Origin of the sequence: Bacillus sp. TH25 (genome assembly GCF_016650935.1) — a bacterium.
In the GTDB taxonomy this organism is placed as follows: domain Bacteria; phylum Bacillota; class Bacilli; order Bacillales; family Bacillaceae_G; genus Bacillus_A; species Bacillus_A mycoides.
The window spans coordinates 1094992-1118109 of sequence record NZ_JAEKEU010000039.1 but is presented as its reverse complement, the minus strand read 5'-3'; the positions used below and the strand labels follow the sequence as shown (position 1 = coordinate 1118109).

Below are 23118 nucleotides of genomic sequence, written 5' to 3'. Positions count from 1 at the left end.
TCTATTTCGGTTATCCCGATAATTATTTCGCGTTTATTTTTGAAACAGTTTCTTCTACATATGATTCACTACTTCTGCTCTTTCTAAATTATTTCGACTTTTCCTTCTAAGCGAACAATAAACAATACTTATACAAAGTATTGTTTATTGTTAAAAAAGCATATTAAATTCGATTTATAGCTGAAAGTGTTTAAGATTTCAATTTAACTCTTTGCAATCTTAATGCATTTAATACGACTGATACAGAACTAAACGCCATCGCTGCACCTGCAACCCAAGGAGCTAAGAAACCGAGCGCCGCAATTGGAATTCCTAGGCCGTTATAAGCTAACGCCCAGAATAGATTTTGCTTAATATTTCTAATCGTCATTTTACTCATGAAAATTGCATCAGCAATACTATTTAAATCACCACGGATTAACGTAATATCCGCTGCTTCCATCGCTACATCTGTTCCTGTTCCAATTGCCATTCCAATGTCCGCTGTAGCAAGAGCAGGAGCATCATTAATTCCATCTCCAACCATAGCCACTTTCTTACCACTAGCTTGAAGTTTCTTCACTTCTTCTGCTTTTCCTTCTGGTAATACTTCTGCAATTACGTGATCAATACCAACTTGCTTAGCGATTGCCTGAGCAGTTTGTGTATTATCTCCTGTAATCATAACAACGTCTAGACCCATTTTCTTAAGTCTTGCGATAGCTGCTTTTGAAGTATCTTTTACAGTATCTGCAACGGCGACTATACCAGCATATTCTTTATTGATCGCAATAAGCATTGCTGTTTTTCCTTCTCGTTCTAGCTCTTCCATCGATTTAGAAACTTCTTCAATACCAATATCGAATTTCTTCATTAATCGACGTGTACCAATTAATAATTGTTTCCCTTCTACAACTGATTCGATACCGAATCCCGGAATTGCTTCAAACGTTTCTGAACTTGGGATATCAATTTTCTTTTCTTTAATTCCTTCTACAATCGCTTCTGCAAGTGGATGTTCAGAATTTTTTTCTGCCGCACCTACTAAACGTAGTATTTCTTCTTCATGGAATCCATCTGCTACAATTACATCTGTTAACACAGGCTTCCCATTTGTCACAGTACCTGTTTTATCTAGAATAACTGTATCTAATCGGTGCGTCGCTTCTAAATGCTCTCCGCCTTTAAATAAAATACCGTATTCAGCTGATCTTCCTGATCCCGCCATAATAGATGTAGGTGTCGCAAGACCTAATGCACATGGACAAGCGATAACAAGTACTGCTATCATTTTCTCAAGTGCTCCGCCAAAATCACCAGGCGTAACAAATATCATCCACACCGCAAATGTGATAATAGCAATCACAACTACAACAGGTACGAAAATACCTGAAATTTGATCTGCTACCCTTTGAATAGGAGCTTTCGAACCTTGTGCCTCTTCTACTACTTTAATGATTTGAGCTAATGCAGTATCTCTGCCTACTTTAGTTGCTTTAACTTTTAAAAATCCATTTTTATTCATTGTAGAACCGATTACTACATCCCCAATTGTTTTATCAACTGGAATACTTTCACCTGTCAACATCGATTCGTCTATCGCTGACTTCCCTTCTACAATTTCCCCATCTACCGGGATTTTTTCCCCTGGTTTCACATAAACGATATCACCAGCTACCACTTCTTCAATCAATATTTTCATTTCTGTTCCATCTCGCACGACTGTAGCAGTTTTCGCCTGTAATCCCATTAATTTTTTAATTGCTTCTGATGAACGTCCTTTTGCTTTCGCCTCAAATAATTTACCTAAAATAATTAATGTAATAAGTACTGCACTCGTTTCAAAATACAAGTCTGTCATATGTTCCGAAGAACCAATCGACCTAATACTTAAATACACACTGTAGAAATATGCCGCAGACGTTCCAAGTGCAACGAGAACATCCATATTAGCGCTTTTATTACGTAACGCTTTATAAGCCCCAATATAAAACTGCCCACCAATGATAAACTGAACTGGAGTTGCAAGAGCCAGCTGCACCCATGGGTTCATAAGCATATCAGGTAAATAAATAAACGATGTAAATGAGAAATGGCTCACCATTGCCCACAATAACGGGAATGATAAAATAAACGAAATAATAAATTTCTTCTTTTGTCGCTCAATTTCTTGTAAGCGATGATCAGTTGATGCATCTTGCTCATCTGATTTTACTTCTAATTTATATCCTAATTTTGTAATGACGCTCTTCATTTCACTTACATTAATTTCATCCGGATTAAAATCTACCGTTGCCGATTCTAAAGCGAAGTTAACCGTCGCTTTGTTCACACCATCTAACTTATTTAAACGCTTTTCCACTTTATTCGCACATGCTGCACATGTCATTCCCGAAACAGTAAACTCAGCTTTATCACTGACAATTCCATATCCTAACGATTCAACTTTTTCTTTAAATTCTTGCGGGTTTGTTTTAGTTGGATCGTACAAAATTTTCGTTTTTTCAAGTGCAAAATTTACATTTGCATCTTGCACACCTTCTACTTTTTTAAGACCTTTTTCAATTCTATTTGCACATGCCGCACATGTCATTCCTGATATTTGAAGATTGGTCTCTTTTTGTTCATTCATGTCTCTCACCTCTATATACCCTTATAAGGTATAATTATTAGCAAAATAAATCGTACTTCGTTTAAAGTACGATTTATTTCCGTATCTAAAAATAATTATTGAACATCGTATCCTTGATCTTCAATTACAGCAACGATATCTTTTAACGTTACAACTGATGAGTCGATAGTAACTTCAACAGTTCCTTCTGATAATTGAACTTTCACTTGTTCAACACCGTTTAGTTCTTTCACGCTGCCTTCGATAGAATTTACACAATGTCCACAAGACATACCTTCAACTTGTAATGTTAACTGTTCCATTTAAAATCCTCCTCTTGTTTCTTCATTGTTTGTTAATCACAACTACATCTTACCATACCCCCCTAAGGTAATCAATGGTTTTGTATCATGATTTTAATTCTTTTCTAAAATCTTTATTTTTTTGCTCCAATTATGAATTTATATATCTTCTCCTATATAAACAAAAGCCAAGCTAGTCAAATACTAGCTTGGCTTTTATGCTTTTGAAAAACGTTCAAATACTGTCATTAATTCTTCAATTGCTTCGTCACCATTACCATTTTTAATAGCTCCTGAAACACAATGACTCGTATGATTTTTTAAGACACCCATTCCTACTTTTTTCATCGCTGCATTAATCGCAGAAATTTGAACTAAAATATCCACGCAATAACGATCATTTTCAATCATGTTTTGAATACCACGGACTTGGCCTTCAATTCTCTTTAATCTATTTATAATTTGTTCTTTTTCTTTTTCTGATCTATGTGTTACTGATTCATGGTCCTTATGATCCATATTATCACCTTCTTAAAGTTTCTCTTCATCCAATAAAACAATTGCTTTTATGAGTATACCAATTATATCATCAAATATCTATGTAGGATACCCCATATGAGTATATTTTCGCTTTATGATTATTCTTAACACATCATTAGCTTCTCAGTCTCAATTAATATGATACCCTTTCTTTTTTTCAAAAAAACATTTCATCTCCCATCAAAACTCAATAAAGTGAAACTTTAATCATCCCTCACCAATCGAGCTTTTACGGGTAGCTAATGCGGGATAAAATGAAACAATAATAAGCGGGGATTGTCCATTCCCCACTTATTATTCGCCTACAAATATAAAAGCCTCAATCTTCACACATTTAAATCGAGGCTTTTTTCTTCCTATATATAATTATTGCTGGTCACATACTTTTGTATCATTCACTACTGAAGTTCCTTCAACGGTTACCGTATGAAAACAGTCATTTACACGAACTGTCACAACATTATCTTGCCGATCAATGATATGATATTCATTAAAATTTTTATTCAGAGCACTGCGAATTTGTTCTCCTTCATAAATTGGAATGCCATGTGATAAAACCCAAATAAGCCCAGCGATAGCAAGAATAGTTTTCATACGATCTACCTCCTTGAGAATATAGTGAACTTTAAATCCGCGCTTTTTCAGCTTTACTAATCATAAATTGAATTAACCAAGCCCTTTTGGAAGTAAGTTCATTTCGTCTATTTTATGTTTATGCTAATTGTGACGGAATTGTGACAACTTTTTGTCTCTTTAGACGAAAAGTTGAAACAAAACGTTCAAAAAGGACAATTCTACTTACGTGAACAAAAAGGCTATGGAGAATTTCCTCCATAGCCTTTTTGTTCAATTTTATTAAATGACCATTTCACTATGCTTAATCTTAAGCGTTTCAATTTGAATTGTAGCGTGTTCAATATGGAACTCCTGTTTTAACATAGTAATAATATTTTGAAGCACTTCTTGATCGTCCTGTTTTTTATCAATCATTACATGGACACTTAATGCATCTAATCCTGATGTAATTGTCCAAATGTGGAGATCGTGTATATCACGTACACCCTCTACTTCTTTAATAGCTTGCTTAACTTGTTCTATCTCAATTGAAACAGGTGTACCCTCCATAAGTATATGAATGGAATGTTTTGTTACTCCCCATGCACTCTTTAAAATTAATAGCGCTACAATTACTGAGATAATTGGATCTGCAATATACCATGAAAATAAAGACATAAGTGCACCAGCTACTAACGCACCAACTGAACCTAAAGCATCTCCAAGAACATGTAAATATGCGCTACGTAAATTGACGTTATTTTTCACATCACCTTGTCTCATAAGAGCCCATGCACTAATTAAATTCGCTAGTAAACCAATTGATGCGATTAACATCATTGGACCACTCGCTACAGTTGGTGGTTCAAAAAACCTTCCGATTGCTTCCCACACGATAAGTCCCGCCACAACAAATAATGTAATTCCATTAATTAATGCAGCTAAAATTTCAAAACGATAATATCCATACGTTTTTGTAGAAGTAACTGTTCTAGCTGCTAATCCAATGGCAATTAAACTTAATAATAACGAACTTGTATCACTTAACATATGTCCTGAATCAGATAATAAGGCTAAACTATTTGTAACTAGTCCTCCAAAAAATTCAAGAAACATAATAATTGCCGTAATTACTAATGCCGTAATTAAACCTTTCTTATTCCCTTCTCTACTCTCTTCAAAATGATGATGTCCGTGGGAATGCCCATGATGTTGGTGACCGTGATGATGTCCCATATAAATTCCTCCTTTTATTAATCTATTAACATTTGTTCTGAAATTCACCACTTCTATCTGTCTATTGCTTTTATTAATATAGAAACGCGGCTTTAATCCATTCTCATACCATTTTCTAATTTTTGATTTTCAAACGACTCTTTTCCTACTCGAATCGAATTTGTCGGACAACTTTCATATGCTGCCACCATTGCATTCAAAAATGTAGTTGGAATTCCAATTATTCCTTCATTGTGATCTAATGCACCAAATGCTTTACTTTTACAATCCAATTGATATATATCTGGTGCTATAGAGCGGCATAATCCACATGATTCACAAGTTTCTTTATTTACAACAGTATAATGTAACAATATTTGTTACCTCCATTAATCTCATACGATACTAAGGTAGGGTATATAGAAATGATTATTTTACACTATTTTTCTTTCTATCACTTCTCCTTTTCCCCTTAAATAATAATGACATATCGGTTTTAAATCGTTATCTAATTCATAAACTAATGGTGTTCCTGTTGGAATGTTTACATATTCTATATCTTCATCTGAAATTTGATCTAAATGTTTTACTAAAGCTCGTATTGTATTTCCATGCGCTGCAATAATCACTTTTTTTCCATCTTTTAAATTAGGGGCTATTTCTTCATCCCAATATGAAACAACTCGTTTTTCTGTATCTTCTAGATTTTCTGTAAGGGGAAACTTATTTTCTTTTAAATCTCTATACTTCGGATGTGCCGCTTCATATCTCTCATCATCTTTTGTAAGAGCTGGTGGGCGTACATTTGTTGAACGTCTCCATAAAGTTACTCTCTCATCACCATATTTTCTCGCTGTTTCTTCTTTATTTAATCCTTGAAGTGCACCGTAATGTCTCTCATTTAATTTCCAGGTTTTATGAATAGGTATCCACATCAAATCCATTTCCTCAAGAGTAATCCACAAAGTACGCATCGCTCTTTTTAAAACAGATGTATATGCTATATCGAATGAGAATCCATCGGCTTTCAAAATCTCTCCAGCTTCTCTTGCTTCTCGAAGACCAGCATTTGATAAGTCTACATCCGTCCAACCTGTAAACCGATTTTCAACATTCCATTCACTTTGTCCGTGCCGTATTAAAACTAGCTTTACCATACTTATTATCTCCTCTCCTTTTAAAGTTGCATTTTCATAAAGAAGTATCTTTATGAAAATGCATGATTACATATCAAGTTCTTTCTTGTTCATTTCACTACTATGACTAAACGCTAATTCAATTAATCCATTTACGTGAGAGTCATCTAATGAATAAAAAACAAGTTTCCCTTCTTTACGCTTTTTCGCTAATCCTATTGTTTGTAATAGTCTTAAATGATGCGATGCCGTTGCAATACTGCTATGAATAATACTTGCGACATCTCGTACGCAAAGCTCATTTTCCGTATACAGCGCATAAGCAATTTTCAAACGTGTTTCATCTGCAAGTGCCTTAAACATTTTCGCTACACTACTTATATTTTCTTTCTCCAACATGTCACTTGCATGCTTTACTTTTTGCTCATCGTGATAACAAAGTTCACAATGTTCTTCTTTCATAAGTAACACCTCTTATTCAAGTATATATTTGATTATGTATACAGCATACCTTATTAACCAAAAACATTCAAATGTTTATTTGAATGTTTTTGGTTATCCTAAAAAAATTATAAAAAAAGAATCCTAAATGACTTTGGATTCTTTTCTATTATTACTTCTCTTTAGAAAAACAAAACTTCGAAAAAACCTCCCATATAAGTTCATTTCTACTACATACCCCTACCTTTTCAAAAATGGATTTAAAATGATCTTGAACTGTATACGTAGAAATATGCAATTCTTCCGCCACGTCTTTTGTTGACATTCCTCTAACAATCCCTACTATCACTTGCTTCTCTCTTTGAGAAAGACTATAAGAATCTGCAATAAGGGGAAAAACTTCTTCCGGCCTCGCTCTTTCAAACAAAACTATATAGCCATCATTACAACTACCGTAACCTTCTAACCTACTCGCGCGAATAACTAAAAATTGTCCACAAGATAAACCAATACCTACCATTTCCCCTTCATCTGCTGCTTCCCTATTAGATTCGTTGGCTTTCACTCTTGAACAAACCGCACGTATTGGCCTTGGAACGTCATCTTCATTCAATTGTTCATATGTTCTAAGAGTGGATAGCCACGCCTTTCCATTTTGATCCCAATATAGTAGGTCAAATTTTTCATTTAATATAATCGTACCCGTTCCTACTACTTCCACTTGTTCCTCTGAACATGTTATAAATGATTTTCTTAATGTATCTCCCACAATAGAGCTTATTTTTGATAAATACTCACATTCATTTTGTTGAAAAGATACTCTTGTATTATCTCGAAACAAACTTAAGTGTCCAAAACATTTTCCTTTACTCATACAAACCACTCTTACTTCATCTATAAAACCGGCTGGTTTTAAAATATTTCGATACCTAGCGCTTTTTATCGGATTATCATTTGTGACAATACGTATCGCGCCAACATGGGGGGCCTTTCGTGCTAAATCTTTAAATTTGTTGTAATCATCCTCTAAAAATTCATTCATAAATAACTGCGAATGCAGCTGTTCAATTATTCGATCTGTATATGCCCCGGTTGATAAAAATGTGCGTGGGTCTATAGCGGTGAAGCAGGAAGCATCAAATGGAATTAACTTTTTTAATATATTTAAAAACCCTTTTTGGAATTGTCTAGTTGAGCTCTCGCTTTTCATTAACACTGTTATTTCTTTCGTTGCCTGTTCATAAATCATCTTTATTCCCCCCAGATTTATGGGATTGTTTCCTCTAACCATTTCATTTCATAATAAAGTGAAACTTTATTGTAAAAGAGGAGGTTAAAAAATGAGCTGGAATGATTGTACTGTACATACATATGAACGAACAATTCCGTTGAAAATCCCTGGATATTTTACCCTATATGAAATGATGAATCATTTCTTATTTACTACACTCCCTAAAGAAAATATGAATCCAAAGTTACTAGTTATAGGTGCTGGTGGTGGACAAGAAATCCTCTCAATAGGCAAACAAAATAGCAATTTTTATTTTACAGGTGTTGATCCATCTGAAAGCATGCTACAGTTAGCTAAAAAAAGAATTGAAAACGCAGGCATACAAAATCAAATTCACTTTGTACATGGAACTGTTCATTCATTATTAACCAATCCATTATTTGACGCTGCCACCTGTATGCTTGTTCTGCACTTCATCCCAACTATGAAGGGGAAAAAAGAGTTACTTAATGAAATTAGTAGTCGCTTAAAGCCCGGTGCTCCATTCTTTCTCTCTTCAATAAATGGTATACCCCATACAAGTATGTTTTCTGCACAATTAAATGCTTGGCGCAACCATATGATGCAAAATCAAATTCCATTAAAAGATTGGGAACGATTTGAAAATTCTTTTGAAAAAGAAATGTTTCCTATTTCTGAAACAGATTTACTAACTATCATGGAGGAATGTGGCTTTACTCAAATCACTCGTTTTTTCACTAGCTTTTTAATTGATGGGTACGTGGCAATAAAATAATAATGAAAAAAGGTAAGCAATTGCTTACCTTTTTTCATATACGTCTTCTACACTTGACTAATAAATCGCAATCCTTTACTTAAAGACGTTGGGACAACAGATGCGTGATTCTCCCCTTCCGCTTCATAAAACTTAAATTTAAGTTTATCATGTGTTACTTGGAGAAGGCGCTCTGATAATTCATTTGCACCTACAACCATATGCTCTCGTTCTAGTGACCCAACTGTAAGGAATACCCCTGTTTCAAACTTAGCATTGTTTAATTCACTTATAAGGTTCTCTTCTTTTTCAAGTACGGATTGATTATTCCACCAAATAGACGGACTACTAATAAAGTAATTTTGAAAAGCATTTACATTTGTAAATAGTATATGTAATGCAAATAATCCACCTAGAGAATGTCCAAATAACGTTTGTTTCTCTTTATCAATTTCAAAATTATTTTCAATTTGTGGTTTCAATTCTTCTTCAATAAACGTAAAGAAGTTATGTGCCCCGCCTGTTTTAGGCCACGGTTTACCATCCGGTTTTAAAGGAGCATCTTTTGAAATTACGCTAGGCGTAAAATCATAGCATCTTTCTTCACCTGAAAATGCCCCTTCAATTGGATAACCAATACCTACTATAATGGCTGGTGAAACACCTGTTTTTTCTGCTCTAACTGATTGTATTTTAACCGCTTCATGGAATGTTTGAAAAAAGGCATTGCCATCTAATACGTATATAACAGAATATCCTGACTCTGGTGCCGGCTGCCTCGGCTTTGAAATATGAATTTGATATTCCTTACCTTCTAATTTTGAATACATTTTCCACTGTTCTGTATTAGATGTAATAATCTGCTGTTTTTCAATAGTAGTATTCATCTTATATCCCCCCTTCTTAACTCGTTACATATATTTCTACTTTCTCTTCTTGAGATACAACGCTATCGTATCCAAAACAAACAGGAGACCCATTATACGGATCAATCATGACACGCGCATCAATATGAAATACTTCTTTTAATACTTCATTTGTAATAATCTCTTCTGGGCTTCCAGTTGTAACGATTTCCCCTTCCTTCATTGCAATAATTTCATCTGAAAACCTCGCTGCATGGTTAATATCATGTAATACCATAACGACCGTACAATTATGTTCTTTATTTAACTTCTCGACAATTTGTAATACATCTAATTGATGAGACATATCAAGATATGTCGTTGGTTCATCTAGTAGTAACACTTCTGTCTCTTGTGCTAATGCCATCGCTAGCCATACCTTTTGTCTTTGTCCACCTGATAAATTTGCAATTTGTCTCATGCGGAATGCTGTTGTTTTGGTAATATCTAATGCCCAATCAATCATTTCTTTATCTTTTGAAGTTAACTTATTCACGTTATTACGATGCGGATAACGTCCATAAGAAACCAACTCTTCTACTTTAATCTCTCCTGGGGCAATCGGGTTTTGCGGAAGTAAAGCTAACTGTTTCGCAATTTCTTTCGTTGAAATCTTATTTAAATCTTGTCCTTGTAAATATACTTTACCGCTTTTTTGTTTTAAAATTCGTCCCATCGTTTTTAATAATGTCGATTTTCCGCATCCATTTGGACCTATAATTGTCGTTACTTTTCCCTTTTGTATTTCCACATTTAAATCGCGAAACACTGTAAGTTTTTCATAATTTGCTTCCAAGTTTTTTGCACTTAAAATATTCACTTTTGTTTCCTCCTCTTACGCTTTCGCCTTATAAAGTAAATATAAGAAATACGGTACACCGACAATAGCAATAACAATCCCTACAGGCAATTCTGCAGGCATAAAAATTGTTTTTGCGATAAAATCTGAAGCAATTACAAGTAGCATCCCAATTACTCCGCATGTAGGAATTACATATTTATGTTGAATGCCAACAAGTCTTTTGGCTATATGTGGCGCCATTAGACCAATAAATCCAATACTTCCTGAAACAGCAACACATGCACTTACAAGTCCAATACTGCTTAATAATAGAATAGACTTCTCTCTTTCTACTGAAACACCTAGACTTGTAATACTCGTTTCTTCCAATTGAAATAAATCTAGCAAATAAGCTTTCTTTTTTATAATTGGAATTAATATAATAAGCCATGGCAACATTGCAATAATGTATTTCCAGTTTGCATTATATATGCTACCTGAAACCCAGACAGCTGCCATTTCAAAGTCAGTTGCTTTCATTTTCAATGATAAATACATAGAAAACGCTCCGAAACCTGACCCTATTGCGATCCCTGTTAGTAACAGACGCTGTGAATCTAACTTTCCATTTCGCCAAGAAAATATATAAATTAATATAGCCGCGCCTAACCCTCCAACTAAGCCAAACATCGGCATCATCATTATAGAAATCCAATCCGTACTCTTTATTTGTCCTTGGAAAAAGAACATAAAAATTACGATTGCAGTTCCTGCACCAGCATTTACTCCTAAAATACCCGGATCTGCTAAACCATTTCTCGTAATCCCTTGAATAACAGCGCCAGCTATCCCTAGACCTAATCCTACTAGGCCAGCAATTATGATTCGCGGCAGTCTAAAATCAAATATAACTAAATCATGTTCTGGGACTGGATCAATCCGAAAAATTGTTCGAAAGACGTCCATAATTGTAATATCAAATGTACCATTCGTTAAGCTAATATAAATGGTACATAAAATTAAAAGTATAATAGTACCCATAGTCATTACAAAACGCTGACTTGAGCCTTTAAGCATGTCTCTCTCCCCCTCTTGTACGAATTAAATAAAGGAAGAAAGGAATTCCAATTAGAGACGTAACAACGCCTATTGGTGTTTCAAATGGATAGTTTACAAATCTGCTTAACACATCACATAAAGCAAGAAACACACCACCAATTACTCCAGCACAAGGCACAATCCATTTATAATCTACACCGATTAAAAAGCGGGTAATATGAGGAATAATTAGTCCTACAAAACCTATTTTCCCTACTAAAGCAACTGCTGTACCAGTCAGAAATACAACAGATAAAATTGCAGTCATTTTTATAATTTTCGTACGCTGTCCTAAATTAATAGACACTTCTTCTCCCAATGAAAGGATTGTAATAGATTTTGAAATAAGAAGTGCTAAAATAATACCAACTATACCAAAAGGAATTGCTAATTTAAGTATATTGGGATCTACTTGATCTAATTTCGCATTGTACCAAAAACTAATATTTTGAGAGACTTGAAAATAAGAAGCAATTGCGGCAGAAAGACTACTTAAAAATGTCCCTATCACGGTTCCTATAATTGCTAATCTTACAGGTGACAATCCGTTTCTAAGCAGTGAACCAAATCCAAAAACAATCCCCGCGCCTAATGCTGAACCCAGCATAGAACATAAAATCATGTTGACTGAAGACATTCCCGGAAGGAATACCATACACATTGTAATAACAAAAGCAGAACCATCCGTCACACCCATAATAGAAGGGGATGCAAGATAATTCCTTGTCATCCCCTGCATAAGTGCTCCTGATATCGCTAGAAAAGCTCCAACTAAAAGAGCTCCAATTACCCTTGGTAAACGAGACGTAACAATAATATTATGATTTACATTACTCGAATCAAAATGAAACAATGCATTCCACGTCGTTTCAAAATCGATATTTTTTGTCCCATATAAGATAGATAAAATAACAGTAAGTAAAATACATATGGGTGCTAAGCATAAAATTATCATTGGAAGTGAATTTATTTTCCGCATATCATTCAACGCACCTTACTAATTTTATTATTTAGTCAAATTTTTCACTGCTTCTTTTAAAAATACTGTTTTACTCCAAGCAGTACCACCTTGTGCAATAGGATCCACAGTATTTACAAATACTTTCTTCTCTTTTACAGCATTTACACTTTGCCAAATTGGGTTACTTTCTATTTCTTCTAGCACTTTTGGTTTATTATTTTCACTTGCTTCATATTGTAAGAATACGTAATCTGGATTTATTTGAGCCAGTTGTTCTAAAGAGATTTTCTCTTGCGCTTTTACATTTTTAAGTTGTTCTGGAGCCGTTAACCCAAGGTCTTTATAAATTACAGGGTTGAAGTATACTCCTTCTGGATAAACGAATAATGTATTTGCTCTTAATCTTATTACAAGTACCTTTTTATCTTTTAACTTATCTCCAATTTTGGCTTTCGCTTTTTCAGCGTCTGCTTTATAATCCTTAATAATTTTTTCTGCTTTGTCTTTTTTACCAGATAGTTCTCCCATTAATTTTAAGTTTTCTTCCCAATCTGTAGAAACATGTGATATTGGGATTGTTGGAGCTACCTTCGTAAATTTCTCAGCCGCTTCTGCTGGGAATTTCGTACTTGATGTAATAACATCAGGTTTTAATTGAAGTAATGTTTCAAAGTTTGGTTCCATTTTCTCACCGATAGATTTCGCACCTTCTAAATCTTTCGCAACGTTCCCTGGTAATTTCCCACCAACCGTAATTGCACCTACCGGTTTAATTCCAAGTACTGCCGCATCTTCCATTGACTCTAAACTAGCTGTCGCAATTTTATCTACTTTTGCTGGTACTGTATATTCTTTACCTAAATATGTAATTTTTCGCTTTTCGTCTTTTTTCGTTTCCGTAGCCTTTGTCTGTTGTTTTTGTTCCCCAGAAGTTTTGTCTGCACTATTACATGCTGCTAAACCAACACTTAAAACTGTAACCATCCCTAATGTAAATAACTTCTTGTTCATCTTTATATATCTCCTCTCGAAATCTTCAAATATATTATTTCAACAATGAAACTTAATTATATGAAACATAATCCTCATCTATATTTCACATCATTAATAAATCTACGTAAAATGGAGAGCCATTCTCGTTCACTTCCCCTAGTATTAAATTCTTTACAACCCTCATCCCACGATAATCACTGCCGGTGATAATGATTATCGTTATTAAGTATATATTTAATATCAGATTATTTCAAGAATGATTTGAAAAATTTTAACAAACTGAACAAAAAAGAAGTATCTCCTTTTTTCAGGAAGATACTTCTTTTTTTAGAAATCTATATGTAATTCAACTGGACAATGGTCCGATCCCATCACTTCACTATTAATTTTCGCATCGATAATTTTATGTTCTAGCCTTTCAGAAATTACAAAGTAGTCTAAGCGCCATCCAATATTTTTCGCTCTTGCACCCATACGGTATGACCACCATGAGTACGCTCCTTCTTGATCAGGATAAAGATAGCGATACGCATCAATGAATCCCGCCTCTAAAACACATGTAAATTTCTCTCTTTCTTCATCCGAAAAACCAGGATTTTTCCGATTACTTTTCGGATTTTTTAAATCTACTTCTTTATGGGCAACATTTAAATCTCCACAAAAAATAACTGGTTTCTTTTCATCTAATCGCTTAATATAGGCCCTGAAATCATCTTCCCATTCCATTCTGTAATCTAAACGTTCTAATCCTCGTTTAGAATTTGGTGTATACAGCGTTATCATATAAAAATCATCAAATTCTAACGTAATAACTCGTCCTTCTTGATCATGCTCTTCAATCCCTAAACCATATGTAACAGAAATCGGTTCTTTTTTCGTGAAAATAGCCGTTCCTGAGTAGCCTTTTTTCACAGCATAATTCCAATATGTATAATATCCCTCGGGATTTAAATCAATTTGTCCACTTTGTAATTTAATTTCCTGTAAACAAAATATATCTGCATTAGATTCTTCTAGATATTCTAGAAATCCACCTTTTGCAATAACTGCTCGCAAACCATTTACATTCCATGAAATCAACTTCATCTATGTTCCTCCCCTTGATGTGCATTTTCAATTTTCATGCTAACACAAAATAGATACCCTATCATAGTTTCATCTTTGTAATCTTGCTCTTACATTCGTAAATACGTACATACGTACTTTATTCAGGTTATACTAATGCCAGAGGTGATGTTCTGTGCATAATGACGAGTTCACAGTAACAAATGAGTATTGGCAAGCAATTATTCATAATGACTCCACATATGATGACAAATTCTTTTACGCTGTAAAATCAACCGGTATTTTTTGCCGACCATCATGTAAATCGAGAATACCGAATAAAAACAATGTACGTATTTTTCTTAAGGCAGAGCAAGCATTACATGAAAATTTTCGTCCGTGTAAACGTTGTAAACCAAACGGGCTAACTTTACCTAATGAAGAATGGGTAGAGCAAATTAAAGAATATATCCAAAAACATTATTGTGACGTGTTAACCCTCGACTTACTCGCAGAAATATGCCATGGTAGCCCTTATCATCTACAACGCACTTTCAAGAAAATTGTAGGGATTAGTCCAATAGAATATATACAGCAATTCAGAATTAAAAAAGCGACAGAATACCTTTCACATACAAATCAATCCATTATGGAAATTAGTACTGATGTCGGGATAGAAAATCCGGAGTATTTCGCGACTTTATTTAAAAAGAAGACAGGATTTACCCCTACTGAATATCGAAAAAAGAACGGAATAAAAGAGGTATGAAATAATGAAACCATATGAAAATAAAACTATATATTGGACATTGCTTATTCATAAACATTGGCGTATGCATATTGCAGCTACTTCAAATGGATTATGCTTCATCGGATCGCAAAATGAAACTTTTGAAGAACTAAATACGTGGGCTAGCAAAAAACTGCCACAACATACATTCATCCAAAATCCAGATTATCTGCAAACATATACAAAAGAACTTATCGAGTATTTGGAAACCAAACTAGAAACCTTTACAATTCCTATCGATGTTTACGGAACTGCATTTCAATTAGCTGTTTGGAATACGATACGTGAAATTCCTTATGGGGAGACACATTCTTATTCAAAGATTGCGGAAAGAATTCAAAAACCTAACGCTGTACGTGCAGTTGGGACTGCCGTTGGGGCAAATCCTCTGCTTATCACTATTCCTTGTCACCGCGTTATTGGGAAAAATGGTAAACTTACCGGTTTTAGAGGTGGTTTAGAAATGAAAAAAGAATTGCTCAAATTAGAAGCGCTTCGGGAGGAGTAAATATGACAGAGGATTGTAATGAAATATTGTCTTTAGTCGTTCCAAAAGAATTTAGTTTTCAAGAAAACTTACGCTATCTATCGCGTTCTAAAAATGAATGTATGTTTCATATTGAAAACAATAAAATCTATAAAGTCATTCCTGTTCAAAACATAAATCCATTAGTTGAAATTGGTTTGAATGCCGATAGTAATATTCAAATACGTTTTTTAGGAGAATCATATGTCTCTGAAAAATGGGCACACGATGCCGTATCTAACTATGTAAAAGAGTGGTTTGATTTAACTACTGATTTAGCTCCCTTCTATAAATTAGCTAAACACGACCCACTCCTTCAAAAACCCATTAAAGAATTTTACGGTCTTCGTACTTTGGGAATTCCGGATTTATTTGAAGCACTATGCTGGGGGATTATCGGTCAACAAATTAACCTCACATACGCCTATACTTTAAAGAGAAGATTAGTCGAACAATTTGGAGACCATGTAGAATGGAAAGACCGAAAACATTGGATATTCCCATCACCTGAAGTAATAGCAAATCTACGTGTAGAAGATCTCGCAACATTAAAAATGACTACAAGAAAGTGCGAATACTTAATTGACGTCGCGCAGCTCATTACAGAAGGTAAATTTTCAAAAGAATCTCTATTACAAATACAAGATGTGAAGCAAGCTGAAAAACAATTAACTAGCATTCGCGGTATAGGGCCATGGACAGCTCACTATGTTTTGATGCGTTGTTTACGATTCCCTTCAGCTTTTCCAATTGATGATGTTGGTTTGCATAATGCAATTAAATTTATAACAGGTTCCGAAAAGAAACCGACTAAAAATGAAATAAAAGAATTTGCATCAAATTGGACAAATTGGGAGTCTTACGCGACTTTTTATTTGTGGAGGGTGCTATATTAAAATTTCCTAATAAAAAATAGATAGGGAAATAAAATGTACCCTATAGAATAGACACTGAAAAAAAGTCCATTCTATAGGGTATTTCTTGTATAATGAGAGAAAATTGGGATCGGAGAAAGTTCAAAATGACAAAAAAGCGGACACCAAACTATAGAGCAATATCACTAATGCTCTTTATAGTTCGGTGTCCGCTGGTTCTTCCAGTAGGACTAAATGTGTAATTGCTATTATTATATCATTTTCTCTAACAAAATAAATCTATCTTGCAATGCCAAGGCAGTATCTAAAAACAAAAAAGTTATTAAAAGACAACCTTTCTCAAATGTTCCAAGTTATGTTACATTAGTAAACGTGTCTTATTTATATATACGAAAAGGAATTGGTGTTTTGAATGAAAAAAATTAGTGCTCTTTTATTTTTATTATGTTTCTTTTTATTGTCTGCTTGCTCAATGGGTGATGAAAAGTATCAAAAAAAATTATCAGAAGGTCTTGCTAAATACATGCAACTTCAATATAAAGCAGACGATACGGAATTTTATAGTAAAGCAGAATGTATAAGCGCCTACGACCTCGCGATTGAAGAAGGGACGAAAATATTAAAGATTGAAAGCCCTTCAAAATATAAAGATGCTCACAAATATTTTAAAAAATATATAGAAAGTGACTTGAAATATTTAGAGCTGGAACGACAAGAGTTGAAAACTGGAAAATCAAACCCTGGAAAAGCATTAGAAATACTTAACGAGTCTCAAGCAAATCACATTTCATTTGAAGAAAAAGTAGGAAAAGAGTTTATGGATTCATTAAATGAAAAAGTTTATGATAATCAACGTATGGAAACAAGAGAATTCATAAAAGCGACTACAGGTAGAATGAAACAATTCTATACTTATTTCAACGGAGATTCTTTAACTAAAGTAGAAACAGAAGTACGTATGAAAAAAGCAGAAAATATTTTAACTAGTATTAGACGTTTAGTTCCTTCAAAGGAAGCCGAAGAGTTAGGTCAATATTCTGATAATGCAATTAAAGCATATAAAGAAGCCGTGGATTTGAGAACATCAGATCCTCACCTTGAAGCTAACGGAGCTGAAGAAAAGTTCCGTGAATACTTTAAAAAAGGTGATGACATAATTATTAATAAATTTACTGAAGAAGCAGATAAATACTTACAATAGATTTTCCAATTACATCACGCCCCAATTCCAATGTGAATTAGGGCTTTTTTATTTTATTAAATAATAGTACCTCCTCGATTAACACCCTCACCTCTAATATAAACCCCACCTCCGACTAACACTTTTGCTTTGATACTATATCCATAAACTCTCGTTATTCTTCTAAATGGCATCTATCTAAAACATTACAAAAATTTGACATTCATACATTTATAGTAATATCATAATATAGAAATTCAACAAAAACGAGCAATTGTCGCTTGAAGACAATGTATATAAATTATGCTATCAATTCATGTTTTATATACCTAGGAGGAATAGCAATGAATTTTAAAAATGTAATTACAACTGGATTGATTACTGCAACCCTATTAAGTACAACAACTACCTATGCACAAGCTACACCTTTTACAGATATACCTAGCGGACATTGGTCTGAAAACTCCATAAATTATTTAGCTGATAAGGGTATTGTTAGTGGGTATGGAAATGAAATTTTTGGCTTTGGAGATAATGTAACTCGTGGTCAAGTATGTTCCATCATTTCAAGATACCTAGGCTTGAAGAATGATGGATATGAAATCAAACATTTCTCTGATATTAAAGGGCATATGTTCGAAGACAGCATCAAAGCAATTACTCAAGCAGGAATAATGACAGGTGATAATACAGACAAATTTAGACCCGATGATACATTAACTCGATATGAAATGGCTGTTATCTTACAAAAAACCTTTCATTTACCTGTAAAAGCAAATTTCCTTTTCCATGATGTTTCAACTAAACATTGGGCAAGAGATTATGTACGTGCATTATATAGCAACGGTGTAACAAGCGGCATCGGAAAATATCAGTATGGTGGAGATATGAAAGTAACAAGGGAACAATTTGCAAAATTTATGTATGATTCTATTTTTGTAGATCCAAACTTTGTACCAAAAATAATTCCCATTGAACCTTACTTAGAAGGTGAATACTTAGAGATGAGGAACTTGGCAGTTTCATCGGGGTTCTTTCATAGAAACGAAGAATTTAAAGGAAGTTATATATTTAATCCTTATGGTAAAGAGGGAGATTTTTCATTTGATGTAATGGATTTACAAATTACACCTAACACAGAATATGGTTATAGAATGTTTGTTTATAACGGTAATTCTGCTATTAATGAACCTATTAAAAATATGTTTAACAAGTTATTGCCTACACAAGCTGATTACTTATACAATTTAGTTAATGATCCTAACGTAAAAAATCAAACATTAGAATTAGATGGGAGAGCGGTAGTTATAAAAAAAGGATGGAATCTAGCTATTCTTTTTGGGCCTATTAAAAATTGACTTTTATATAAATCAATTTATCACTTAAATAAAAAAAGGTGGAGGTCTAAAATGTACCCTATAGAATAGACACTGAAAAAAAGTCTATTCTATAGGGTATTTCTTGTATAATGAGAGAAAATTGGGATCGGAGAAAGTTCAAAATGACAAAAAAGCTATTTACAGAAAGAGACATTCAAATTCTATCAAATAACCCCTACATAAAATCTGTAAGTCAGAAAGGTATCACTTATACAGATGAATTTAAGCGTATTTTTATTGAGGAAATGAGAAAGGAAAACTACCTCGAAATATTTTTGAAGAATGTGGTTTTGATATAGATATGATTGGAATGAAACGAATTATGTCATCAGGAAGTAGATGGCGTGCTGCTTACAGAAAAAATGGTGTATTTGGTCGCACACAAAACGCGGGAAGAACTCTTGAGAGAGCGCAGAAGTATGCTCGTTTAGAAGCCGAACGGAACTTACTAAAGGCAGAAAATGAATTGTTAAAAAAAATCAAACTTATGGAAGGGAGGATGAGAAGGAAATAACTTTATCACCTAGTCAGAAATATATCCTGATTCGTTCTGTCATCATAAAATATAACTTAAGAAATATGGTGAGTTATTTGTGTAAAGTAGCTGGTGTATCCCGTTCGGGATACTATAATTATTTTTCCATTTCATCTCAAGAACAACGGAAACAAAAGAACAATCAAGATAAAATCGTGAAAGAAATCATATTAAAAGCACTTCGATTTAGAAATCGAAAGAAAGGGGCTCGTCAAATAAAAATGACATTGGTGGGTCATTTTCAAGTTGTCTACAATTCAAAGCGTATCCGTAGAATCATGAAAAAACATGAGATTGTCTGTCCGATTCGGAAAGCAAATCCTTATAAAATAATGCTGAAAGCTTCAAAAGAACATCGAGTAGTGCCGAATCAATTAAATCAAGAATTTAAACAAAACACCCCAGGAAAAACGCTTCTAATCGTTGTATCCTAGCATCTTGACTGACTTCATTTGTTTGTCTAGATCTTCCACGTTTTTCTTGTAGGCCCAGAATACCCTCATTTTCATATTTTTTAATCCATCTATCTATAACTGAATATGTAACTCCTAATTCCTTTCCAATTAATTTACTTCCAATTCCTCTATGTGAGTACAATTCAATAGCTTTCATTTTAAAATCGATTGAAAAAGTTCTTCTAATTTTCCCCATAAAAAATCCCCTCCATAATAAACAGTGAAGTAACTTTCTTTCAACTGTCTACTACAAGGGGATCATATCCGGATACAGAAATCATCTTCTTGATGTTGCCTAACTTTTTTCAAAACGTCCTTTACAAAGGGTACAGATTAAAACCTATCTATTTTTTCACATGTAAAAACTTCACACATACTGGCTCTGGAACATTTACGTCCGTCTGTACAAGCGTTAGCTCACCTGTCATTTCATCCCTAGCAAATAAAGTCAAAGTATTAGATCTTTCATTCGCTGCAATTAAAAATTTCTCATCCGGATCTAAAGAAAAATCACGTGGCCAATCCCCTTCTGTCGATACTGTTTCAATAAAAGCGAGCTCTCCATTGTGCTCATTCACTCGGAAAACCGCGATACTATTATGTCCCCTATTTGCTGCGTAAACAAACTTGCCATCAGAAGAAATGTGAATTGCACTTCCGTAACTATCTTTTCTAAAATCTTCAGGTAATGTAGAAATGTATTGTTTTTCTTTAAAACTGCCACTCTTTGCATCATATTGAAGTACAATAATCTCTGAACTGAATTCTGTCATAACATATGCATACTGCGCACTTGGATGAAATATAAGATGCCTTGGACCACTACCATGTTTTACAGATAACCGTGTAACTTCTATTAGTTCTCCATCACTTTCTTTATATGTAATCACCTTGTCTATTCCTAAATCAACTGCTACTACATATTTTTCATCAGGAGTAAAATCCATATAATGAGCATGTGCCTTTTCTTGCCTTTCCTTATTTGGTCCTGACCCTTTATGTTCTACAATTACCGTAGCAGCATTTAAACTTCCATTATCCTTTTTCACTAAATAGGACTCTACTGTTCCTTTATGATAATTAGCTGCTACTACTATACTATTCTCCCGATTCACACTTACATAGCACGGCGATGCCCCTTCTAAAACTTGCATGTTAATCGAATTTAGATTACCGGATTTATTATGAATGGAAAAACTAGCAATTCCACCTAACCCATTATCTTTCGCAACAGAATAAAGGTACTCGTTGTTATGACTAATCGTTACATACGTCGGGCTTCCTATATGAGCTGCTAATTCGACCCCTTTAATTTTTCCGATGTTCGTATCAAGTATAAATTTATAAATCCCCTTACTCTCTGCTTTTGTATATGTCCCTATATAACCATGAAACTGATTTTCACTCATACCATTTCCCCCTTTTACAAACGTCCTGTAACAAGTTTCACTTTGTATTTTTTACTATAGAAAAGAACCAAGTAGCACTTCATTACTACTTGGTTCTCTTTTTAAGCTTGTTCTTCAAATCGTCTTGCGATTTCTACAATTACTTGAACAGCTTTTTCCATAGTATCTACCGAAACATACTCAAATTTACCGTGATAGTTTTCACCACCGGTAAAAATATTTGGCGTTGGTAATCCCATATACGATAATTGTGATCCATCTGTTCCACCACGAATTGGATGGATGTTCGGTTCGATATTTAAACTTTTCATCGCTTCATATGCAATATCAACAATTTCTCGCACTGGTTCAATTTTTTCAAGCATGTTATAGTACTGATCATTCATCTCTAAAACAATCGCATCTTCACCGTACTTCTCTTGCATGTTTTTCACAATATTTTTAACGTTATTTTTACGTACCTCAAAATTTTCACGATCAAAATCTCGAATAATATAGTAAGCTTTACTTTGCTCGACATCACCATTTAAAGAGAGTAAGTGATAGAAACCTTCATACCCTTCCGTATATTCTGGTGCATCTTCTACCGGTAGATACCCATTAAACTCCATAGCAAGTTTAGTTGCGTTACGCATTTTATTTTTCGCTGTTCCAGGATGTGTATTTGTCCCTTTAAAAGTTAATTTAGCGCTTGCAGCGTTAAAACTTTCATATTCTAAACCACCTAATGGACCTCCGTCCATCGTATAAGCAAATGATGCACCAAACGCTTCTACATCAAAATGAGCTGGCCCACGACCAATCTCTTCATCTGGTGTGAATGCTACTCTTATTTTTCCATGCTTAATTTGCGGATTATGTATTAAATAATTCATTGCGACCATGATTTCTGTAAGACCAGCTTTATCATCTGCTCCAAGAAGTGTTGTGCCATCAGTTGTAATAATTGTATGTCCTTTATATGATGGTAATTCCGGGAACTGTTCAGGTGTTAACACAACATTTAATTCTTCATTTAACGTAATCGCATTACCATCAAAATTTTCATGAATTTGTGGTTTTACGTTTTCCCCTGTAAAATCTGTTGCTGTGTCTAAATGAGCTAAAAAGCCGATTACAGGAACATCCTTATCTGTATTAGCAGGCAGTGTTGCCATTACATAACCATTATCATCCATCGTCACTTCTGATAACCCAATCTCTTTTAACTCTTTCACTAATAACTTACCAAACTCAATTTGCCCTGGTGTTGTAGGCACTGTATGACTTTCTTCATTTGATTGTGTATCAATCTTCACATATCTCGTAAATCTTTCAATAAGTTCTTGTTTCAAATTCGTTCACTCCTTTTATAGTTCTCTCTCTATTATAATCCTTAAAACGAAATATTTTAACTTTTTTG

24 protein-coding genes and 1 pseudogene are annotated in these 23118 nt (G+C 34.1%); 7 read left to right on the top strand and 18 right to left on the bottom strand.

Features of this window, described 5'->3' with window-relative positions; genetic code table 11:
• Positions 1–190: 190 nt before the first annotated feature.
• The 9 genes from JFT89_RS29685 to JFT89_RS29645 form a co-directional block, all read right to left on the bottom strand.
• Complete coding sequence (locus JFT89_RS29685) at positions 191–2611, bottom strand: heavy metal translocating P-type ATPase (protein WP_016096285.1); 2421 nt, start codon at positions 2609–2611, stop codon at positions 191–193.
• 95 nt (positions 2612–2706) lie between these two features.
• A complete protein-coding gene (gene copZ, locus JFT89_RS29680) occupies positions 2707–2913 on the bottom strand; it encodes a copper chaperone CopZ (RefSeq protein WP_002066751.1) in 207 nt (68 codons plus the stop codon).
• A 195-nt stretch (positions 2914–3108) separates the two neighbouring features.
• Positions 3109–3411, bottom strand: coding sequence for a metal-sensing transcriptional repressor (locus tag JFT89_RS29675; RefSeq protein WP_002014668.1), 303 nt, complete (start codon positions 3409–3411; stop codon positions 3109–3111).
• A 387-nt stretch (positions 3412–3798) separates the two neighbouring features.
• Positions 3799–4026: a hypothetical protein gene (locus JFT89_RS29670; RefSeq protein WP_000849103.1), complete on the bottom strand. Its 228-nt coding sequence runs from the start codon at positions 4024–4026 to the stop codon at positions 3799–3801.
• Positions 4027–4287: 261 nt separating this feature from the next.
• Positions 4288–5223, bottom strand: a complete 936-nt coding sequence (locus JFT89_RS29665; RefSeq protein ID WP_002137858.1) for a cation diffusion facilitator family transporter — start codon at positions 5221–5223, stop codon at positions 4288–4290.
• Positions 5224–5315: 92 nt separating this feature from the next.
• Positions 5316–5576, bottom strand: coding sequence for a ferredoxin (locus JFT89_RS29660; protein WP_002066749.1), 261 nt, complete (start codon positions 5574–5576; stop codon positions 5316–5318).
• Between the two features lie 60 nt (positions 5577–5636).
• Positions 5637–6359 (bottom strand): 2,3-diphosphoglycerate-dependent phosphoglycerate mutase, encoded by a 723-nt coding sequence (gpmA, locus tag JFT89_RS29655; RefSeq protein WP_016092151.1) that lies wholly within the window; start codon positions 6357–6359, stop codon positions 5637–5639.
• 66 nt (positions 6360–6425) lie between these two features.
• Positions 6426–6800, bottom strand: a complete 375-nt coding sequence (locus JFT89_RS29650; protein WP_002066747.1) for an ArsR/SmtB family transcription factor — start codon at positions 6798–6800, stop codon at positions 6426–6428.
• 151 nt (positions 6801–6951) lie between these two features.
• A complete protein-coding gene (locus JFT89_RS29645; protein WP_016096283.1) occupies positions 6952–8028 on the bottom strand; it encodes a helix-turn-helix transcriptional regulator in 1077 nt (358 codons plus the stop codon).
• Between the two features lie 91 nt (positions 8029–8119).
• Between JFT89_RS29645 and JFT89_RS29640 the strand changes: the two genes are divergently transcribed.
• Positions 8120–8806, top strand: coding sequence for a class I SAM-dependent methyltransferase (locus JFT89_RS29640; RefSeq protein WP_002066745.1), 687 nt, complete (start codon positions 8120–8122; stop codon positions 8804–8806).
• Between the two features lie 47 nt (positions 8807–8853).
• Here JFT89_RS29640 and JFT89_RS29635 read toward each other — a convergent pair whose 3' ends face one another.
• The 6 genes from JFT89_RS29635 to JFT89_RS29610 form a co-directional block, all read right to left on the bottom strand.
• Entirely contained in the window at positions 8854–9672 is an 819-nt protein-coding gene (locus JFT89_RS29635; protein WP_016096282.1) for an alpha/beta hydrolase, read from the bottom strand.
• Between the two features lie 16 nt (positions 9673–9688).
• Positions 9689–10510 (bottom strand): ABC transporter ATP-binding protein, encoded by an 822-nt coding sequence (locus tag JFT89_RS29630; protein WP_002066741.1) that lies wholly within the window; start codon positions 10508–10510, stop codon positions 9689–9691.
• Positions 10511–10525: 15 nt separating this feature from the next.
• A complete protein-coding gene (locus JFT89_RS29625) occupies positions 10526–11548 on the bottom strand; it encodes a FecCD family ABC transporter permease (protein WP_002087982.1) in 1023 nt (340 codons plus the stop codon).
• On the bottom strand, positions 11541–12548 hold the full coding sequence (locus JFT89_RS29620; RefSeq protein ID WP_002066739.1) for a FecCD family ABC transporter permease: 1008 nt from the start codon (positions 12546–12548) through the stop codon (positions 11541–11543). The genes JFT89_RS29625 and JFT89_RS29620 overlap by 8 nt, the downstream gene beginning before the upstream one ends.
• Before the next feature lie 27 nt (positions 12549–12575).
• Positions 12576–13541: an iron-hydroxamate ABC transporter substrate-binding protein gene (locus JFT89_RS29615; RefSeq protein WP_002066738.1), complete on the bottom strand. Its 966-nt coding sequence runs from the start codon at positions 13539–13541 to the stop codon at positions 12576–12578.
• A 309-nt stretch (positions 13542–13850) separates the two neighbouring features.
• Entirely contained in the window at positions 13851–14609 is a 759-nt protein-coding gene (locus tag JFT89_RS29610; protein ID WP_201040972.1) for an exodeoxyribonuclease III, read from the bottom strand.
• A gap of 154 nt (positions 14610–14763) precedes the next feature.
• Between JFT89_RS29610 and JFT89_RS29605 the strand changes: the two genes are divergently transcribed.
• The 6 genes and pseudogenes from JFT89_RS29605 to JFT89_RS29580 form a co-directional block, all read left to right on the top strand.
• A complete protein-coding gene (locus JFT89_RS29605) occupies positions 14764–15336 on the top strand; it encodes a bifunctional transcriptional activator/DNA repair enzyme AdaA (protein ID WP_002066736.1) in 573 nt (190 codons plus the stop codon).
• A gap of 4 nt (positions 15337–15340) precedes the next feature.
• Positions 15341–15865 carry a methylated-DNA--[protein]-cysteine S-methyltransferase gene (locus tag JFT89_RS29600; RefSeq protein WP_201040970.1) on the top strand — a complete coding sequence of 175 codons (525 nt, stop codon included), beginning with the start codon at positions 15341–15343 and terminating at the stop codon, positions 15863–15865.
• A gap of 2 nt (positions 15866–15867) precedes the next feature.
• The gene (locus JFT89_RS29595) at positions 15868–16779 is read left to right on the top strand and encodes a DNA-3-methyladenine glycosylase 2 (RefSeq protein WP_201040968.1); all 912 of its coding nucleotides are present in this window, start codon (positions 15868–15870) and stop codon (positions 16777–16779) included.
• Between the two features lie 391 nt (positions 16780–17170).
• Positions 17171–17959 (top strand): hypothetical protein, encoded by a 789-nt coding sequence (locus tag JFT89_RS29590; RefSeq protein ID WP_201040966.1) that lies wholly within the window; start codon positions 17171–17173, stop codon positions 17957–17959.
• Positions 17960–18282: 323 nt separating this feature from the next.
• On the top strand, positions 18283–19296 hold the full coding sequence (locus JFT89_RS29585) for an S-layer homology domain-containing protein (protein WP_201040965.1): 1014 nt from the start codon (positions 18283–18285) through the stop codon (positions 19294–19296).
• Between the two features lie 143 nt (positions 19297–19439).
• Positions 19440–20271: pseudogene (locus tag JFT89_RS29580) on the top strand (HTH domain-containing protein); the annotation flags it as partial.
• Here the strand turns inward: JFT89_RS29580 and JFT89_RS29575 are convergent.
• The 3 genes from JFT89_RS29575 to pepT all read right to left on the bottom strand — a co-directional run bounded on the left by JFT89_RS29575 (position 20240) and on the right by pepT (position 23050).
• Positions 20240–20503: a helix-turn-helix domain-containing protein gene (locus JFT89_RS29575; RefSeq protein ID WP_201040964.1), complete on the bottom strand. Its 264-nt coding sequence runs from the start codon at positions 20501–20503 to the stop codon at positions 20240–20242. The pseudogene JFT89_RS29580 and the gene JFT89_RS29575 sit on opposite strands and share 32 nt — an antisense overlap.
• A 148-nt stretch (positions 20504–20651) precedes the next feature.
• Positions 20652–21716, bottom strand: coding sequence for a lactonase family protein (locus JFT89_RS29570; RefSeq protein WP_201040963.1), 1065 nt, complete (start codon positions 21714–21716; stop codon positions 20652–20654).
• Positions 21717–21817: 101 nt separating this feature from the next.
• On the bottom strand, positions 21818–23050 hold the full coding sequence (gene pepT / locus JFT89_RS29565) for a peptidase T (protein WP_002066729.1): 1233 nt from the start codon (positions 23048–23050) through the stop codon (positions 21818–21820).
• Positions 23051–23118 lie beyond the last annotated feature (68 nt).

Bases quoted from the DNA above. Each gene is read 5' to 3' on its own strand.
- JFT89_RS29620 (WP_002066739.1), bottom strand. From the start codon at position 12,548: ATGCGGAAAATAAATTCACTTCCAATGATAATTTTATGCTTAGCACCC.
- JFT89_RS29670 (WP_000849103.1), bottom strand. From the start codon at position 4,026: ATGAAAACTATTCTTGCTATCGCTGGGCTTATTTGGGTTTTATCACAT.
- JFT89_RS29685 (WP_016096285.1), bottom strand. From the start codon at position 2,611: ATGAATGAACAAAAAGAGACCAATCTTCAAATATCAGGAATGACATGT.
- JFT89_RS29625 (WP_002087982.1), bottom strand. From the start codon at position 11,548: ATGCTTAAAGGCTCAAGTCAGCGTTTTGTAATGACTATGGGTACTATT.
- JFT89_RS29600 (WP_201040970.1), top strand. From the start codon at position 15,341: ATGAAACCATATGAAAATAAAACTATATATTGGACATTGCTTATTCAT.
- JFT89_RS29575 (WP_201040964.1), bottom strand. From the start codon at position 20,503: ATGGGGAAAATTAGAAGAACTTTTTCAATCGATTTTAAAATGAAAGCT.
- JFT89_RS29590 (WP_201040966.1), top strand. From the start codon at position 17,171: ATGAAAAAAATTAGTGCTCTTTTATTTTTATTATGTTTCTTTTTATTG.
- JFT89_RS29615 (WP_002066738.1), bottom strand. From the start codon at position 13,541: ATGAACAAGAAGTTATTTACATTAGGGATGGTTACAGTTTTAAGTGTT.
- JFT89_RS29635 (WP_016096282.1), bottom strand. From the start codon at position 9,672: ATGAATACTACTATTGAAAAACAGCAGATTATTACATCTAATACAGAA.
- gpmA (WP_016092151.1), bottom strand. From the start codon at position 6,359: ATGGTAAAGCTAGTTTTAATACGGCACGGACAAAGTGAATGGAATGTT.
- JFT89_RS29595 (WP_201040968.1), top strand. From the start codon at position 15,868: ATGACAGAGGATTGTAATGAAATATTGTCTTTAGTCGTTCCAAAAGAA.
- JFT89_RS29610 (WP_201040972.1), bottom strand. From the start codon at position 14,609: ATGAAGTTGATTTCATGGAATGTAAATGGTTTGCGAGCAGTTATTGCA.
- JFT89_RS29665 (WP_002137858.1), bottom strand. From the start codon at position 5,223: ATGGGACATCATCACGGTCACCAACATCATGGGCATTCCCACGGACAT.
- JFT89_RS29570 (WP_201040963.1), bottom strand. From the start codon at position 21,716: ATGAGTGAAAATCAGTTTCATGGTTATATAGGGACATATACAAAAGCA.
- JFT89_RS29650 (WP_002066747.1), bottom strand. From the start codon at position 6,800: ATGAAAGAAGAACATTGTGAACTTTGTTATCACGATGAGCAAAAAGTA.
- JFT89_RS29640 (WP_002066745.1), top strand. From the start codon at position 8,120: ATGAGCTGGAATGATTGTACTGTACATACATATGAACGAACAATTCCG.
- JFT89_RS29675 (WP_002014668.1), bottom strand. From the start codon at position 3,411: ATGGATCATAAGGACCATGAATCAGTAACACATAGATCAGAAAAAGAA.
- copZ (WP_002066751.1), bottom strand. From the start codon at position 2,913: ATGGAACAGTTAACATTACAAGTTGAAGGTATGTCTTGTGGACATTGT.
- JFT89_RS29645 (WP_016096283.1), bottom strand. From the start codon at position 8,028: ATGATTTATGAACAGGCAACGAAAGAAATAACAGTGTTAATGAAAAGC.
- JFT89_RS29585 (WP_201040965.1), top strand. From the start codon at position 18,283: ATGAATTTTAAAAATGTAATTACAACTGGATTGATTACTGCAACCCTA.